The following is a 16,563-nucleotide window of genomic DNA, read 5'->3' on the forward strand; positions in this document are numbered from 1 at the left end:
CGGCGTAACGGCGGCCGTCGAGCCGCGGAGGGTCCGCGGCCCGCAGCGTGTCCCAGAACCTCGCGCCGTTGTCCGGCACGTCGCCGTCACCGAAGGTGCTGGTGACGACCAGCAGGTCACCGGGCTCCCCCAGCACGTCACCGGCCGGCTCCGCCATGCCGCGCAGCCGTGCCGACCATCCGGCCTCGGTCAGCCCGCGCCGCACGGTGACGGCGGCATCCTCGGCGTTGCCGGTCTGCGACGCCCACAGCACCTGCACCACCCGCGCCTCGGCAGGCCCGGGCTCGGGCACGTGTTCGGATCCGGCCGTCGTGGCGCGGTCGGCGGTGGGTGTCGCGGCGAAGCCGCCGGCGAGGAATCCGTTGACCCAGTGGGCGTCGTCCGGGTCGAACGGCGCCTCGCCGGGTAGCCGCGGCGCCGCATCCGGGACAGCCGGCGCGGCGGCCAGCGCGGTGAGGAACCCGGCCAGGTAACGCCGCTGCGGCTCGGTGAGGACCGGCGGAGTCAGGTCGATGCCGAGCGTCGCGCTCAGCGCCCGGGCCCCGGCGGGCAACGCGGCTGCCGGCGCCACCGGCGGAGCTTCCGCCGGGACAGGGGTGGGAGTAGGAGAATCGATCTTGGTCAGGGCGACGGCGCAGACCTTCAGCTCCGGTTGGAACGAGATCGGGTCGACGGCGTCGCTGGTGACGGCATTGACGCTCAGGTACTCGCCGAACAGGTCGTTCCAGTGGAACGGGGCGAAACAGCCGCCGGGCATGACCCGGTCGGTGACCACTGCCGGCAGTACGACCCGGCCGCGACGGGAGACGATCTCGACCTGGTCCCCGTCGGCGATGCCGAGCGTGCCGGCGTCGGTCGGATTGACCTCGACGAACGGACCGGAGTTGAGCTTGTTGAGCTTGGCCACCTTGCCGGTCCTGGTGAGGGTGTGCCACTGGTGTGGCAGCCGTCCGGTGTTCAGCAGGAACGGATAGTCGTCGTCGGGTAGCTCCGCCGGGGGCAGGTGCGGCCGAGCATGGAAGACGGCGCGGCCGGTCGCGGTCGGGAACACCAGCCGCGGGCGGGTGCCGTCCGGGCGTTCCAGTAACGGCTGGCTGACGCCGTCGTTGAGATACCGGATCGGGTTGCGTTCGCCGCACCCGGGCGCGGCCGGCCACTGCACCGGCCCGGCCCGTAACCGCTCGTAGGTCACACCACGCAGGTCGTAGCCGGTCTGGGGGTTGGAGAACTCGCGGATCTCGGCGAAGACGTCCTCGGCGCTGCCGTGGTCGAACGCCTCGGCGTAGCCCATCGCGGTGGCAACGCGGGCGATGAGCTGCCAGTCGGGCAGCGCCTGACCCGGCGGGTCGACGACACGGCGGCTCAGCGTCAGGTTCCGCTCCGAATTGATCATGACGCCGTCGGTCTCGGCCCACATCGCGGCCGGCAGGATCACGTCGGCGTGGGCGCCCGTCTCGGTCTCGGCGTAGGCGTCCTGAACGACGACCAGCTCGGCGGCGGCCAGGCCCGCGAGGACGGTCGCGCGGTTGCCGACCGAGGCGACGGGGTTGGTGCAGATGATCCAACACGCCTTGATCTGCCCGGCGGCCATCCGCTGGAACATCTCCACTGTGCCCTGGCCGACGTCGGCGCGTAGCCGGCCGGGGGTGAGGCCCCATCGCTGTTCGACGAAGGCGCGGTCGGCGTCGACGAGCACCGAACGCTGCCCGGGCAGACCCGGGCCCATGTACCCCATCTCCCGACCGCCCATCGCGTTGGGCTGGCCGGTCAGCGAGAACGGCCCGCTGCCGGGCCGACAGATCGCCCCGGTGGCCAGATGCAGGTTGACCAGCGCGTTGGTGTTCCAGGTGCCGTGGATGCTCTGGTTGAGTCCCATCGTCCAGCAGCTCATCCAGTTACCCGCGGTGCCGATCCACTCCGCGGCCTGGCGCAGGTCGGCCTCGGCGACGCCGGTGAGCTCGGCCACCGTCGCCGGCGGATAGTCGGCCAGGAACGCCGGCATCGCCGCCCATCCGTCGGTGTGCTCCGCGACGAACCGCTCGTCGACGTGCCCGCCCTCGACCAGCAGGTGCAGCAGCCCGTTGAGCAGCGCCAGGTCGGTGCCCGGCCGGACCCGCAGGAACAGGTCGGCCTTCGCCGCGGTCGCGGTCCGGCGCGGGTCGACGACGATCAGCTTGGCGCCGGCCCGCACCCGTTCCATCAGCCGCAGGAACAGGATCGGGTGGCAGTCGGCCATGTTCGCGCCGATGACCAGGAACACGTCGGCGTGGTCGAAGTCGTCGTACGACCCGGGCGGCCCGTCCGCACCGAGCGACAGTTTGTAACCGCTGCCGGCGCTGGCCATGCACAACCGCGAGTTCGACTCGATCTGGTTGGTGCCGATGAACCCCTTCGCCAGCTTGTTCGCCAGGTACTGGGCCTCCAGCGTCAGCTGCCCTGACACGTACAGGGCGACCGCGTCCGGGCCGTGCTCGTCGACGATCGCGCGCAGCCGCCGGGCCACTGTCGCGATCGCCTCGTCGACCGTGATGTCGACCGGTTCGCCGCCGCGCTCCCGGCGTATCAGCGCGGTGGCCAGCCGGCCCGGCGCGGCCAGCATGTCGGCGCTGGTCGCGCCCTTCGTGCACAGCCGTCCGCCATTGGCCGGGTGCGCCCGGTCCCCGGAGACCGCGCGTACCCGGCGACGGCCGTCCGGCTCCACGGCGAGATCGAGGACCATGCCGCATCCGACCCCGCAGTACGAACACACGGATCTGACCTGGGACGCGACCACCACACCCTCCCCGCACGTGATACGCCTGGCAGAGACATCCGGGCGCAGTCCGACCGTAGGATCGGCGCGTTTCCCCGTTGTCACACCGAACGTAGGACGCCGATTACGGCAACCACACAACCGACGCCGAGGCTCTGTGATCCGCGAGCAATCTCCGTCCGACGTGCCGAGCGAGCTTTCGCGACACAGCACCGACCAGCTTGCCGCCGCTCACCGTCGCCCCGGCCGCTGACCCGCGCGTCCCACGCGGACAGTGGTGTCAGGAGAGCCACGGCCCTGTCCGGCCGCGTAACACAGGCCTATTCCGGGCGTGGCAGACGGGGCGCTCACAGCACCCATCCAATGCGTGAGAGAACTGTTTTCCGGCCGCGTAATAACCGAGTCGAAGGCTGTGAAACAGCAGCCCCCTAGCGTCGCCCGCGACGCTTTCTTCCCGATGTATTCCCGACTGGCCCGAGGAGCCCATCTCATGAGCACACCCGTCGCGGACCCGGCCCGCTCCGGTCGGCGAAACCGCTGGTCCGGCCGGTGGATCGACGACTGGCGACCGGAGGATCCAGCCTTCTGGCACACCACCGGCAAGAGGACCGCCCGTCGCAACCTCATCTGGTCCGTGATCGTGGAACACTTCGGATTCTCCGTCTGGGTCATGTGGAGCATTCTGGTTGTCAAGATGGGCGCGAACGCGGGCGGCGGGCCGGGTCCCGCGGGCTTCTCGTTGACCGTCGACCAGCAGTTGTGGCTCGTCGCGGTGCCCTCCGGCGTCGGAGCGTTCCTGCGCCTGCCCTACACCTTCGCGGTCCCCCTGCTCGGCGGCCGGAACTGGACGGTCCTCTCGGCCCTCCTGCTGATCATCCCCTGCGGGGTGATGATGTGGGCGGTCCAGCATCCCGAGCTGCCCTTCGGCGTGTTGCTGGCGATCGCGGCCGTTGCCGGTGTCGGCGGCGGGAACTTTGCCTCGTCCATGACGAACATCTCGTTCTTCTATCCGGAGAAGGAGAAGGGGTGGGCACTCGGGCTGAACGCGGCCGGCGGCAACCTGGGCGTCGCCGTGGTCCAGAAAGTCGGCGCGGTCATGATCGCGGCCGGCACCGGTGCGGCCCTTGCCCGGATCGGGCTGATCTACATTCCGCTCGCCATTATCTCGGCTGTCGGCGCGCTGTTGTTCATGGACAACCTCGCCGAGGCAAAGGCGGACTTCGGCTCGACGGCGTCCGCGGCCCGGCGCGGCCAGACCTGGATCATGTCCTTTCTCTACATCGGCACGTTCGGCTCGTTCATCGGATACTCTTCGGCCTTCCCCGCGCTGCTGAAGAACCCGGCGCTTTTCAACCGGCCGGACGTCGCGTTGAGCTACGGATTTCTGGGCGCCCTGGTCGGTTCGGTGGCGCGCCCGCTCGGCGGCAGACTCGGTGACCGGATCGGCGGCGCGAAGGTGACCGTCGCCTCGTTCGTCGTCATGATGCTGGCAGGTCTCGGCGCGGTGGCGTCGATCGGCCCGAAGGGCAAAATACTCGACGAGCCGAACTTCGGTCTTTTCTTCGCCTCCTTCATGCTGCTGTTCCTGGCCAGCGGGATCGGGAACGGATCGACCTACCGAATGATTCCCGCCATCTTCGCCAGGCGCGGGCAGGAGAACGGCGGAGACCCGGAGACCATGCGGCGGGCACGGCGGGAGGCCACCGGCGCCATCGGTATCTGCTCGGCGGTGGGCGCCTTCGGTGGATTCCTGGTGCCGATCATCTATGCCGAGTCGAACAAGGCGTACGGCACGATCGCCCCGGCGCTGTGGGTCTACGTCGGCCTGTTCGTCGTGATGGCCGTGGTCACCTGGTGGTGCTACCTGCGCCGCGGCAGCATCGAGATCGAGGCCGCGCCGGCCTCGGTCCGCACCCTGGCGACCACCTCAGGCTGACCCGCGGGCGACTGCCGTCAGGACGAGATCCGTCCGGCGGCAGTCGTCGCGGGTGGGGATCGCTCAGTAGCGCCAGTCCTGGGCGCCGACGGCGCCGCGCTCCGGATCGAAGGCCAGCCGGTAGCCGCGCTTGGCCACGGTCTGGATGATGCGCGGGTCCCCGAGCGCTGTGCGCAGCCTACCCACGGCCACCTCGACGGCGTGTTCGTCGCCGCCACCGGGCGGCAGCAGCTCGCGGCGGGCGACCACGTGCCCCGGCCGGCTGGCGAGCCGGCGCAGTAACGCCATGCTCGTCCGGCTGAGCGGGACGACCCGGTCGTCGACAACAGCGGCCTGGCCGCGGATGTCGACCCAGTGATCCGCCACCGGGAGCAGCCGGCCGCGCCGGCGCGGGATCTGCTCCACGATCTCGCGCACCAGCGCCCCCAACCGGGCCCGCGGCGGCTGGATGACGGGGATGCCCCGGTCCAGCAGCGGACCGGCGGTCACCGGCCCCACGCACGCCGCCGTCACCGGACCGACCAGCGCCTCGTGCACGGCCTCGCCGAGGCCCAGCTCGTCCGCGGTCCGCAGGAAGCTCATTGCGGCGGGTGCGCTGGTGAACGCGACCGCGTCCACCTCGATGGTCGCGACCGTGTCGATCAGCCGCCGCAGCGGTGCGGTGTCCTCGGGCGCGATCCACCGGTACACCGGGACCTCGATCACGTCCGCGCCCGCGAGCCGCAGGGTCTCGACGAGGTCGGGCAACGGTTCGCCGTGCAGTTGGACGGCGATGCGCCTGCCGGTCAGGTCGTACCGCTCGATGAGGTGCTCCAGCACCTCGTTGGAGGATTCCGACTCCGGCGACCATGCCTCACGCAGCCCGCAGGCGCGGATCGCGCCCCGGGCCTTGGGCCCGCGGGCAAGCAGGTTCGCGGAGCCAATGGCCTTGCAGAGCGGCTCCCGCAGGTCCCAGGCGTCCGCGGCATCCATCCAGCCGCGGAAACCGATCCCGGTGGTGGCGACGACAACGTCCAGCGGCGCGGTCAGGCAGCATTCGGTCGCGTGCCGTAGCTGGGTGTCATCCGCCAGTGGCACGATTCGGATCGCCGGTCCGTAAAGGACCCGCGCACCGCGACGCTCAAGCGCGGCGCCGAACTCCTCCCGGCGGCGTGCCGCGGTGATCCCGACGGTGTAGCCGGCCAGCGGCTCGACGCCGGCATCACGGACGGCACCGTCATCACGGATGGCACGGTCACGGACTGGTCCAGCACTCACGCAACCCTCACCTCGACCATTCCCGCGCGGGCACGGACCTCGTATACAGGCACCGCGACGTCCTGGTTGTCCAGGCATTCCCCCGTGCGCAGATCGAAGACCTGCTTGTGCAGCGGGGACGCGACGGTCGGACGCTCCGCCCTGGTCCCGACGATGCCCCGCGACAGCACCCACGCGCCGGTGAACGGGTCCTGGTTGCCGATCGCGAAGAGGGCTCCGTCATGCGCGCGGAACAGCGCGACCTGGATCTCACCGACCAGCGCGGCCACCCCACGCTCGGGCAGCAGTTCATCATAACGGCACACCGCGGTCCACATCGTGTCGGCGTCCTCGTCCATCTGGCTCGGGGCGGTCATCGGAACGCGTCGGGGGCCGGGGCGTCTCCGACCGCGACTGCCGCTCGCGCCGGCTCGTCGCCGTCGGCCCCGCCCGCGGTGCCGGTCAGGTCGTCGGCACCGCGGGCAGCGGGGACGGCAGGGACAGCGAGAACGGTGGGGCCGGCGCCTGGGACCCCCCGGCTCGGTGCCGGAAGCGGCACCGGCCGCGGCTGATCACGTTCTGTTATGAAGGTGATGCTCGGGTCGGGGGTGTCCGGCGCGTTGACGAACGAGGTGAACCGACGCAGCCGCTCGGGGTCGTCGAGCACCGCCGCCCACTCGTCCTCGTAGGAGGCGACGTGCCGCCTGATCGCCGCGTCGAGTTCCGCGGCGATACCCAGCGTGTCGTCGACCAGGACCGAGCGCAGGTAGGCGAGCCCGTCGACGTGGTCACCGCCGTTACCGGCCGACAGCGACTCGACCCAGCTCGACGTGCGCTGCAGCCGGTCGGCCGTGCGGATGTAGAAAACGATGAACCGGTCGATCGTCCGGACCAGGGTCTCGGTGTCGACGTCGGTGAGCAGCAGATCCGCGTGCCGAGGCCGGAAGCCGCCGTTACCGCCGACGTAGAGGTTCCACCCGTTCTCGGTGGCGATCACGCCGATGTCCTTGCCCCTGGCCTCGGAGCATTCCCGCGCGCAGCCGGAGACCCCCGCCTTGATCTTGTGGGGTGAGCGGATGCCGCGGTAGCGCAGCTCGAGTTCGATGGCGAGCGCGACGGAGTCCCCGACGCCGTAGCGGCACCAGGTCGATCCGACGCAGGACTTCACCGTGCGCAGCGCCTTGCCGTAGGCGTGTCCGGACTCGAAACCGGCGTCGACCAGCCGCCGCCAGATCGCCGGCAGCTGCTCGACCCGGGCCCCGAGCAGGTCGATGCGCTGACCGCCGGTGATCTTCGTGTAGAGCCTGAAGTCGCGGGCGACCTCGCCGATCGCGATCAGTTTCGCCGGGGTGATCTCACCGCCGGGGACGCGCGGTACCACCGAATAGGTTCCGTTGCGCTGGATGTTGGCCAGGAAAGCGTCGTTGGTGTCCTGGAGCGCGGCCTGCTCGCCGTCCAGAACATGACCGTTCCCCAGACTGGCGAGAACCGAGGCCACGACCGGTTTGCAGATGTCACAACCCCGGCCCCGCCCGTATTCGCCGACCAGCTCACTGAAGGTCCTGATCTGGTTGACGCGGACGATATCGAACAGCTGGGCGCGGGAATAGTCGAAATGTTCGCACAGCGCCGGGCTGACCGCCACTCCGCTCTCGGCAAGCAGCGTTTTGAGCATCGGGACGCAGGACCCGCAGCCGGTGCCGGCCTTCGTGCGGGCCTTGATGTCGGCGACGGTGGTGAGGTCTGATTCGACGATCGCGGTGTCGATCGCGTCGCGGGTCACCGCGTGGCAGGAGCAGACCATCGCGTCGGCTGGCAGGGACCCGGTGACGGCCACTCCGTCACCGCTCGGCGCGAGTATTGCGAGTGGATCGCCGGGTAGCGGCCGGCCGACCAGCGGCCGCAGCGCCGCGTACTTCGAGGTGTCCCCGACCAGCACGCCGCCGAGCAACGTCGTCGCGTCGTCGGAGACGACGAGCTTGGCGTAGGCCCCGCCGACCGGATCACTGACGATGACTTCCAGCGCGCCGTCGGCGGTCGCCAGCGCGTCGCCGAAGCTCGCGACGTCGACTCCGAGCAGTTTGAGCTTGGTGGCGGTGTCCGCCGCGCCGAACTCGGCCGCGCGGCCGACGAGCCGGTCGGCGAGCACCGTGGCCATCGTGTAACCGGGTGCCACCAGCCCGTAGACCCGGCCGTCGACGCAGGCGCACTCGCCTATCGCGAAGACGGCGGGGTCGGAGGTCCGGCAGGCGGCGTCGACCAGCACACCGCCACGCTCGCCCACCGCCAGTCCCGCCGCCCGGGCGAGCTGGTCGCGGGGACGCACCCCGGCGGCAAACACGACCAGGTCCACGGACAGCAGAGTTCCATCACCCAGCGTTACCGACATCGGCTCCCTGGCCGCCGCTGCCCCGGCTACCGAGGCCGCGAAGGTGCCCAGGTGGACGGTGACGCCGAGTTCCTCGACGAGCCGGCGCAGCAGCGCGCCGCCGCCACCGTCGACCTGCAACGGCATCAGCCGCGGGGCCATCTCGACGACGTGCACGGACAGCCCGAGCAGGCGCAGCGCCCGCGCGGCCTCCAGGCCGAGCAGGCCGCCGCCGACGACAAGGCCCACCGGCGCGGCTCCGCCGCCAGTGGCCTTGCTGCCAGTGGTGTCGGTCTCGCCAACGGCGACCCGGCCCGTTGCGTGCAGCGCCGCCGCGCGGATGGCATCCAGGTCGTCCAGGGTCCGGTAGACGAAGCAGCCGGGAAGGTCGGCACCAGGTACGGGCGGGACGAACGGGTAGGAACCGGTCGCCAGCACGAGCCCGTCGTAGCCGAAGGCCCGGCCGTTGCTGGTCGTCACGGTGCGTCCCGCCCGGTCGATGGCGGTGACGGCCTCGTCGAGGTGCAGGACGTAGTCGCGCCCGTCGTAGCAACCGTCGGGGACGAGGTCCAGCGCGTCCGGGTCGACCCCGTCGAAGTAGGAGGACAGCGCGACCCGGTCATAGCAGCGGCGGGACTCCTCGCCGAGCACGGTGACCTGCCAGCCACGGTCGACGTCCCGCTCCCGCAACGCCTCGACGAACCGCTGGCCAACCATGCCGTTGCCGACGACGACGAGCCGACGGCCCGCATCCGTTCGCATGACCAACACCTCTTTCGCCCGGATCCGAACCGGCCCGACTCCGCGACATCCTGGCGAGGCGTTGTTAGCCGGACCGTTCAGGGACATTAACCCGAGGGAAATTTGGCCTCACCGCCCGCGCCGGGCCGTTGTGCGTTTACTTCTCGCGCCGCCGCCGAAAACAGAACATACTCGGCCGATCGGAACCGTTTCCTGCCGCGTGGACGACACGGAAAAGAATATGAATACGGCATCGCCGGCCATGCCAACCCGCTTCGGTTCCCGAACGCGGCTACATCTTCCGCGGCACCCCGACCATCACAGCGATCACGATCTGGCTCCGTGGTCGATCCCGTCCAGGAGCCGTCAGACACGCTCTAACGCGAGCGCAGGGCACGGATGAAGCGGGTGGCTTCGGGGCGGATGGATGCCGGAACCCGCAGCATCTGGGGGCCGGCGGGGGTTGCCAGGGGGATGATGATCAGATCACCGTGCTTGCGTCCCTGTGACGCCGACACCATCCGCCGGTCGAAGGCGACGTCGAAGTAGTCACCGGGCCGGGGGAAGGGCGCGACGACCAGCAGGCGGCGGGTGGTGAGCAGAATCCAGCGGGACGTCCCGAGGCGGTGCCCGATGAACCGTTCGGCCCGCGCGGTGAACGCGCCCGGGCTGGCGGGGTCGGTGAGCCGGCCCCGGAGCACGACCTCGGTGAACTCCCCCGGCTCCAGCGGAACCTCCGGCGGGCGAGCCTTCCGTGCTGGATGTACGCGCACACCGTCCAGCCTTCCACCACGAACGCCGTCCGCGCGGGGCCGGCGCCGGCTGCCCACACCCACCCGTCCTCCTGAGCGCTCCCGACCTCGCCCCTTCCCCTGGACACCGTCCGTGCGGGAGCGTCTCCGACGTCCACGCGGCGCCGTCCCCGATGCCCGCCCGGACGAACCCGCCTCCACCCGGCCCGGGCCGAGCTCGGCTCGGCGTTGTGATACTTACCGACCGCTGGCGGATCCTTGTGATACCAAACGGCCCGGTAGGTATCACAAGACCGCCGTCGCAGGGCCGCCGGGGTTTCGCCCGCGCCCGGTCGCCGGGATGCGGGCGGAAGCCCGGCAAGGTCGAGGAGCCGCCGCGTACCCGGAGGGTACGCAAGGTGACGAGAAACGCCGCCGGGGTTTCGCCCGCGCCCGGCGAGGTCAGAAGGCGTCGGCGGGGTGGTAGATCCCCCAGACGGCGCGCAGGGCGTGGCAGACCTCGCCGACCGTGGCCCGGGCGCGCAGCGCCTCCTTGAGCGGGTAGAGGACGTTGTCGCTGCCCTGCGCGGCGGCCTTCACCTCGTCCAGCCGGCGGGTCACCTCGGCGTTGTCGCGGTCGGCGCGCAGGGCGGCCAGCCGGGCCGACTGGTCGGCCTCGATCGCCGGGTCGACCCGCAGCGGGTCGTACTGCTCCTCCTGCTCGGCACGGAACCGGTTGACGCCGACCACGGTGCGCGAGCCGTCCTCGATGCCCTTCATGACCGCGTAGGCGGAGTTCTCGATCTCGCTCTTCTGGTAGCCCTGCTCGATCGCGGCGACGGCTCCGCCGCGCTTCTCGACCTGCTCCATGAGCTCACGGGCGGCATGCTCGACCTCGTCGGTGAGGGCCTCGACCGCGTAGGAACCGGCGAACGGGTCGACGGTGGCGGTGATGTCCGTCTCGTAGGCGAGCACCTGCTGGGTGCGCAGCGCCAGCGTCGCGGCCTTGACCGTCGGCAGGGCGATGGCCTCGTCGTAGGAGTTCGTGTGCAGGCTCTGGGTGCCGCCCAGCACGGCGGCGAGGCCCTGTATCGCGACCCGGACCAGGTTGACCTCGGGCTGCTGCGCGGTGAGCTGCACGCCCGCGGTCTGGGTGTGGAAACGCAGCATCATCGACTTGGGGTTCGTCGCGCCGAAGGTGTTCTTCATCACGTCCGCCCAGATCCGGCGGGCGGCGCGGAATTTCGCCACCTCCTCCAGCAGGGTCGTGCGGGAGACGAAGAAGAAGGACAGCCGGGGAGCGAACTCGTCCACCGCGAGTCCCGCCTCGACGGCGGCCCGGACGTAGGCGATGCCGTTGGCGAGTGTAAAGGCGATCTCCTGCGCGGGAGTGGCTCCGGCCTCGGCCATGTGGTAGCCGGAAATCGAGATCGTGTTCCACCGGGGAATCTCGTTGCGGCAGTATGCAAACGTGTCGGCGATCAGCCGCAGGGACGGTGCGGGCGGATAGATGTAGGTACCGCGGGCGATGTATTCCTTGAGGACGTCGTTCTGAATGGTTCCGGTGATCTTCGAGCCGGGGACGCCCTGCTCCTCGGCGACCAGCTGGTACAGCAGCAGCAGGACGGACGCCGGCGCGTTGATGGTCATCGACGTGGAGACCTTGTCCAGCGGGATGCCGGCGAAGAGCACCCGCATGTCCTCGATCGAGTCGATCGCCACCCCGACCTTTCCGACCTCGCCGTGAGCGATCGGGTCGTCAGAGTCGTAACCCATCTGGGTTGGCAGGTCGAACGCGACCGAAAGTCCGCCGGTGCCCGCGGCGACAAGCGAGTGATACCGCTCGTTGGACTCCCTGGCGGTACCGAAACCGGCATACTGCCGCATTGTCCACGGCTTGCCGGTGTACATGGTCGGGTAGACGCCCCGGGTGAACGGATACTCACCGGGTGAACCCAGGCGCTCCGTCAGGCCCGCGGGCAGATCGGATGCACTGTAAACCGGCTTGATCGGCTGGCCGGACTCCGACAGACGCTCGCTCATGGCCAGATCGTAGGGAAACCCGGCCCACTCATGCGCGATTCTCGCGCCGGGTTCACCGCTGTCACGGCAACGGCCTGACGGGATCGCCGCCGGGATGGCCAACGCGCTGGCGAGGAGCGAGGGCTGAACCACTCCGGATGCGCCAGCCGACGCCCGGCAGGGTGGCGCCGTCCGCGGAGCCGCTGGGCGGGTTGGCCTTCCGCCAGACGGTGCCCGGCGGGCTGGCGGCGGGAGGCAGGTGCCGACGCCCACCGTCACCGCGAGCGCTCGGCGCGACCGGCCCGTGCGCCGCACCGGGCGGCTCCGGACGACCGCGGGTGACATCAGGTGGCGCTGTCCGTCCCGACCGCCGTCCCCGGGAGCGATTCGACGACAGCGGTTCGCTGGCCCGAGGCGCACCACGCCGTCCCGTCGTCCCGAGACGACCCGCCGGCCGGGGCCACCCGGTGGCCGTGCCCCGGCGACGGTCGTCCGGGTCCGGCCACAAAGCAGGCAAAAGCGATTATTCTTGTCGGCGCTCACCGGGAAAACACACATGTGCCCGCGATTACGTCTACCGTTGATGGAAAGGCTCCACGGCGCACGCCACCACCGGCGGAACCGACGCGCGGCCGCGCGGGTTCACGCTGCCCGGCCGGCGCGACCCGCCGGGAGTCCGATCGGTTGTTTCCAGGACGGGAACGGGGCTGCCCATGACCGGCGACACCATAACCCAGTTGACCGTCGAGACGATCAGGGCGGAGCTTGTCGCGCTCTCGGCGGGGCCGGGTTTGAACGTCGAGAAACTCAGGAGTTCACCACTGGTACGGCTGCTGCCCGCGGCACCTGGAGAATGGTCGGACGACCAACGCGCCGCCGCATTACAGAACATCATAGCCGAGTGCTGTCACGCCATCCCCCAGGAAAAACTGCGGACCGGCGCCCAGATCGGTTTCAATATTGACGGCGAGAATCCGGACGAGCCGTCCCTGACAGCCCGGATAGACGCGCTCGCCCGCCGTCGGGGCCGGCACGAGCGGACCGTACGGGAATGGTTCTATCGGGGGACCGTCGAGGCCGCGCTCCTGCTCAGGCAGCGGGTCGCGGAGCTGGGGACCGGTGCCGGCTGGCAGGACTACCTGACCGGCAGCGGCGCACCGGGCCCCCTCGACGCCAGCCGGCCGCGGTTTCTCCTCGACCGGGCTGAGCTGCTGGTACGACTTTCCGGCCGGATCCCGACGGAGGTGCTGATATTCCGGTCCCTGGTCGCCCTCGACGAAGGAGTCGATCACTACGTCGCGACCGCCCGCTATCACAGCGACCCGCGCCCCGGGGTGATCTCCGTCGAAGCGCTGGCGAACTGTGCCGTCCGGCGCTCCACCTTCGCTCCGAACGGGTACGAGGTGACCGAGCTCGAGTTTTCGACGGCGCTTTCTCCTGGCGACCGGATTGCCTTCGCGTACCGGCTGCGAGTACACACCGACCGCGAGATGGCACCAGTTCTGAACTACGTACCGAAAGCACAGCAGAACAGTCGACACATACTGCAGCTCCAGTTCGACCCGACGGTACCACCGGTTCGTGTCTGGTATTTCAATGGTGTGCTCGGCCCGGAGACCCGGCTGCACCCGGAGGATGAGGAGCACTGGCTTGTGCCGAGCAGCCTCGGATACGTCCGCAAGGACTTCGTCGAGCTTTCCCGCGGGCTCCACTACGGCGTGGCCTGGGACTGGCCCCGCAACTCGCACGGCCCGGTCACCCGGGAACGCCCGGACCACGACTTCCGGCCCGCCGCCGGCCCCCCTGGCAGCTGACACACAATCATGATCAACCGTCGGCCGTCAGGCGTCGGCCCGACGTGACCGGACCGTCGACACCAGCGATCCGTAAAAGACCAGGAACAGTCAGTGATGACCATCCACTCGCTCCAGAAGGAGAACGCCGTCTCGACCAGGCTGCCGTGGCCGGCACAGCCCGGTCCGTGAGGACCGGGCCACCACGGCCGGACACAGCCCGGTCCGTGAGGAGCAGCCACCCGTTCCGGGCGGGGAGAGCTGCGGCTCCCGTGCTGGTACTGGGTCAGATCACCAGTCTGCAGGTGGGGTCGGCCATGGCCAAGGGAGCCTACGACCATGTCGGTCCCACGGCTCTGGCCGGTATGCGCCTCACCTTCTCAGCCATGATCATGATACTGCTGGTACGCCCCCGCCCACGTCGGATCGCGGTTCACCAATGGCGGGTCGCGATCTCGCTCGGTCTTGTCCTCGCGGCAATGAACGTGGCGTACTTCCAGGCAATCGGTCACCTGCAGATCGGCGTGGCCTCCACCCTGGAGCTGCTCGGCCCACTGACGTTGTCGATCGTCCTGTCCCACCGGTTGGAACACCTTGCGGCAGCATTACTGGCCCTGACGGGTGTGCTGCTGCTGACCGCTTCGGCTCCATCGCTGAGCCTTCTCGGAATCCTCCTGGGCGTGCTGGCCGCGCTGTGCCGGGCCGGGTACACGGTTCTGAACCAACGGGTCGGGCATCTGTTCCCGGACTGGAGCGGCCTCACGGTGGCGCTGGCCGTCGGAGCCTGCATTCTCGCGCCGGTCACCGCCGCCACCGACGCAAACACCGTGGCTGCGCATCCGTCCGTCCTCATAACCGGTCTCGGGGTGGCCCTGCTGTTGGTGCCGGCGTCGGGTTCGCCGTACTCCACGAACATCTCACCGTACGGCAGATCTGCGCGATTGCCCTGGTGATCGCTGCCAGCGCCTGGTCGGTGAGCCTGGACCGGCCGCCGCGGAGCGGCAGATCCCCAAGCGGGACCAGCCAGGACACGCCGAACATCGACCACCGCTGACCAGGTGCGGGTGGCACGATTCATGGCTCATATGACCCTGGATACCGTTCCAGCGGCACCGGAATCACAACCATCGCAGCGTCGACGACGGCTGTCGCCGGCGGACCGGATCCGGTGAAGGTATGCGTTTCAGCACACCGGCCTCGAATTTCACAGGGTGATCGCCCATTGGGTACGCCAGATATGAGAGGTGTTCCTGAGTCGGGAGGATCAGCCTGGTCGCGGATCTGCCTGTCGATGACGGCCACTCACCATCGGCCCGGGCAAGGCGTCTTCCCGCGCAAGCCGTAGGTGGAAACCGTCATCACGACGACCGTTTTCACCTACGGTCTCCGCGGCTGTAGGTGAAAACCGCTGCGATAACGACGGTTCTCACCTACTGAGTCGCCTGCGTGGGCGGTGACGCCACAAGGATGACGTCACAAGGATGAAGCAGCGGCAGGACGGTGGCGGAACCGATGACGCACCGGGAGGCCGCGCCGGAAGGCTAGAGTCACCGCATGCGGGACACCACCGCCGCGCAGACGGCGACTGGCCCAGGCGCGCGGACGGCGGCCGACCCAGGCACACGGGCTGCCGCGGACGCGACAGCTGCCGCGGCCCAACTGGCCGAGATCACCGGTGTCGGGCGTCACGACGTCGCCGTCGTGCTCGGCAGCGGATGGCTGCCGGCCGCGGACGTGCTGGCCGCGGCCGGAACCGTGACCGGCGAAGTAGCCGTCACCGACCTTGCGGGCTTCCCGCCGCCGAGCGCCCCTGGTCACGCCGGGACGGTGCGCTCGGTCGCCCTTGGTGGGCGTCATCTCCTGCTGTTCCTCGGCCGGGTCCACGCCTACGAGGGCCATCATCCCCAGGTCGTCACCCACGGTGTCCGCACGGCCTGCGCCGCGGGCGTGTCCACCGTGGTGCTCACCAACGCCGCCGGGGGGCTGCGTGCGGACCACACGGTCGGCCAGCCCGTGCTGATCTCCGACCATCTGAATCTCACCGGCCGTTCGCCCCTGGTCGGACCGCGGTTCGTCGACCTCACCGACGCCTACTCACCGCGCCTGCGCGCACTGGCACGAACCGCCGACCCGGCCCTCACCGAAGGGGTCTACGCGGCGCTGCCCGGACCGCACTTCGAGACCCCGGCCGAGATCCGGATGCTGCGGACGCTCGGCGCGGACCTGGTCGGCATGTCGACCGTGCACGAGACGATCGCGGCGCGGGCCGAGGGCGCCGAGGTGCTGGCGCTGTCCCTGGTGACCAACCTTGCCGCCGGCATGACCGACGAGCCGATCGACCACACCGAGGTGCTGGCCGCCGGCGCCGAGGCGGCCGGACGCATGGGCGCGCTGCTCGCCTCGATCGTCACCAGGCTTTGAGCGGTGGAGGTGGACGCGCCCGCCGGCATGGCTACGCCCACCGGGATGGCCGTGTCCGCCAGCGGCGAAAGTGCCCATCGGCGACGAAAACGTCTGCCGGAGATGAATGTGCCCATCGGGGATGAGCATGTCGCCCGCCGGGGATGACGCGGGCCTCCCGGGCCTCCTGCTCGCCCGGGCCCGGCGGTGGATCGCCGACGACCCGTGGCCGCCCGACCGGGCCGAACTGACCGCCCTGGTCGACGCCGCGCACGCCACCGGTGACCTCGCGACCCTGTGTGAACGGTTCTCCGGCGCCCTGCGCTTCGGCACGGCCGGGCTTCGTGGGCCGCTTCGCGCTGGCCCGGCCGGGATGAACACCGCGGTCGTCCGGCGAACGGCGGCGGGCCTGGCCGCCTGGCTGCTCGCCCGGCAGGCCGGCCCGGGAGCGTCAGCGGACGGCGATCTCCCGGCTCCGCTGGTCGTCGTGGGCGCGGATGCCCGGCATGGCAGTGAACGGTTCGCCCTCGACAGTGTCCGGGTGCTCGCCGGGGCGGGAGTGCGGGCGGCTCTGCTGCCGGTCC

Annotated in this window: 10 protein-coding genes and 1 pseudogene (1 of these 11 cut by a window edge); 5 read left to right on the forward strand and 6 right to left on the reverse strand. The window is 70.2% G+C overall.

Annotation, left to right across the window (positions count from 1 at the left end; genetic code table 11):
* The coding region (locus FrCorBMG51_RS30960) for a molybdopterin-dependent oxidoreductase (protein ID WP_235433448.1) at positions 1-2,719 on the reverse strand (2,719 nt) is incomplete at its 3' end.
* 523 nt (positions 2,720-3,242) lie between these two features.
* Here FrCorBMG51_RS30960 and FrCorBMG51_RS09170 point away from each other — a divergent pair.
* On the forward strand, positions 3,243-4,688 hold the full coding sequence (locus FrCorBMG51_RS09170) for an MFS transporter (RefSeq protein ID WP_047222671.1): 1,446 nt from the start codon (positions 3,243-3,245) through the stop codon (positions 4,686-4,688).
* Positions 4,689-4,751: 63 nt separating this feature from the next.
* Here the strand turns inward: FrCorBMG51_RS09170 and FrCorBMG51_RS09175 are convergent, their stop codons facing one another.
* The 5 genes from FrCorBMG51_RS09175 to FrCorBMG51_RS09195 form a co-directional block, all read right to left on the reverse strand.
* A complete protein-coding gene (locus FrCorBMG51_RS09175; RefSeq protein WP_047222713.1) occupies positions 4,752-5,915 on the reverse strand; it encodes a uroporphyrinogen-III synthase in 1,164 nt (387 codons plus the stop codon).
* Between the two features lie 26 nt (positions 5,916-5,941).
* Positions 5,942-6,301, reverse strand: a complete 360-nt coding sequence (gene nirD / locus FrCorBMG51_RS09180) for a nitrite reductase small subunit NirD (RefSeq protein ID WP_200902389.1) — start codon at positions 6,299-6,301, stop codon at positions 5,942-5,944.
* Positions 6,298-9,054 (reverse strand): nitrite reductase large subunit NirB, encoded by a 2,757-nt coding sequence (gene nirB, locus FrCorBMG51_RS09185; RefSeq protein ID WP_086055346.1) that lies wholly within the window; start codon positions 9,052-9,054, stop codon positions 6,298-6,300. The genes nirD and nirB overlap by 4 nt, the downstream gene beginning before the upstream one ends.
* 356 nt (positions 9,055-9,410) lie before the next feature.
* Positions 9,411-9,815 carry a hypothetical protein gene (locus FrCorBMG51_RS09190; protein ID WP_175648245.1) on the reverse strand — a complete coding sequence of 135 codons (405 nt, stop codon included), beginning with the start codon at positions 9,813-9,815 and terminating at the stop codon, positions 9,411-9,413.
* Between the two features lie 411 nt (positions 9,816-10,226).
* Positions 10,227-11,807, reverse strand: a complete 1,581-nt coding sequence (locus tag FrCorBMG51_RS09195) for an acyl-CoA mutase large subunit family protein (RefSeq protein ID WP_047222717.1) — start codon at positions 11,805-11,807, stop codon at positions 10,227-10,229.
* A gap of 692 nt (positions 11,808-12,499) precedes the next feature.
* Here FrCorBMG51_RS09195 and FrCorBMG51_RS09200 point away from each other — a divergent pair.
* The 4 genes and pseudogenes from FrCorBMG51_RS09200 to FrCorBMG51_RS34550 all read left to right on the forward strand — a co-directional run.
* Positions 12,500-13,600 (forward strand): hypothetical protein, encoded by a 1,101-nt coding sequence (locus tag FrCorBMG51_RS09200; protein WP_047222672.1) that lies wholly within the window; start codon positions 12,500-12,502, stop codon positions 13,598-13,600.
* Between the two features lie 251 nt (positions 13,601-13,851).
* Complete coding sequence (locus FrCorBMG51_RS09205; protein WP_052914505.1) at positions 13,852-14,532, forward strand: EamA family transporter; 681 nt, start codon at positions 13,852-13,854, stop codon at positions 14,530-14,532.
* A 601-nt stretch (positions 14,533-15,133) separates the two neighbouring features.
* Complete coding sequence (locus FrCorBMG51_RS09210; RefSeq protein ID WP_047222673.1) at positions 15,134-16,000, forward strand: purine-nucleoside phosphorylase; 867 nt, start codon at positions 15,134-15,136, stop codon at positions 15,998-16,000.
* Between the two features lie 352 nt (positions 16,001-16,352).
* Positions 16,353-16,563: pseudogene (locus FrCorBMG51_RS34550) on the forward strand (phosphohexomutase domain-containing protein) (its annotated part continues 863 nt past the right edge of the window); the annotation flags it as partial.

It is taken from the genome of Protofrankia coriariae, from assembly GCF_001017755.1.
GTDB lineage: Bacteria > Actinomycetota > Actinomycetes > Frankiales > Frankiaceae > Protofrankia > Protofrankia coriariae.

Bases quoted from the DNA above. Each gene is read 5' to 3' on its own strand.
- FrCorBMG51_RS09170 (WP_047222671.1), top strand. From the start codon at position 3,243: ATGAGCACACCCGTCGCGGACCCGGCCCGCTCCGGTCGGCGAAACCGC.
- nirD (WP_200902389.1), bottom strand. From the start codon at position 6,301: ATGACCGCCCCGAGCCAGATGGACGAGGACGCCGACACGATGTGGACC.
- nirB (WP_086055346.1), bottom strand. From the start codon at position 9,054: ATGCGAACGGATGCGGGCCGTCGGCTCGTCGTCGTCGGCAACGGCATG.
- FrCorBMG51_RS09195 (WP_047222717.1), bottom strand. From the start codon at position 11,807: ATGAGCGAGCGTCTGTCGGAGTCCGGCCAGCCGATCAAGCCGGTTTAC.
- FrCorBMG51_RS09200 (WP_047222672.1), top strand. From the start codon at position 12,500: ATGACCGGCGACACCATAACCCAGTTGACCGTCGAGACGATCAGGGCG.
- FrCorBMG51_RS09210 (WP_047222673.1), top strand. From the start codon at position 15,134: ATGCGGGACACCACCGCCGCGCAGACGGCGACTGGCCCAGGCGCGCGG.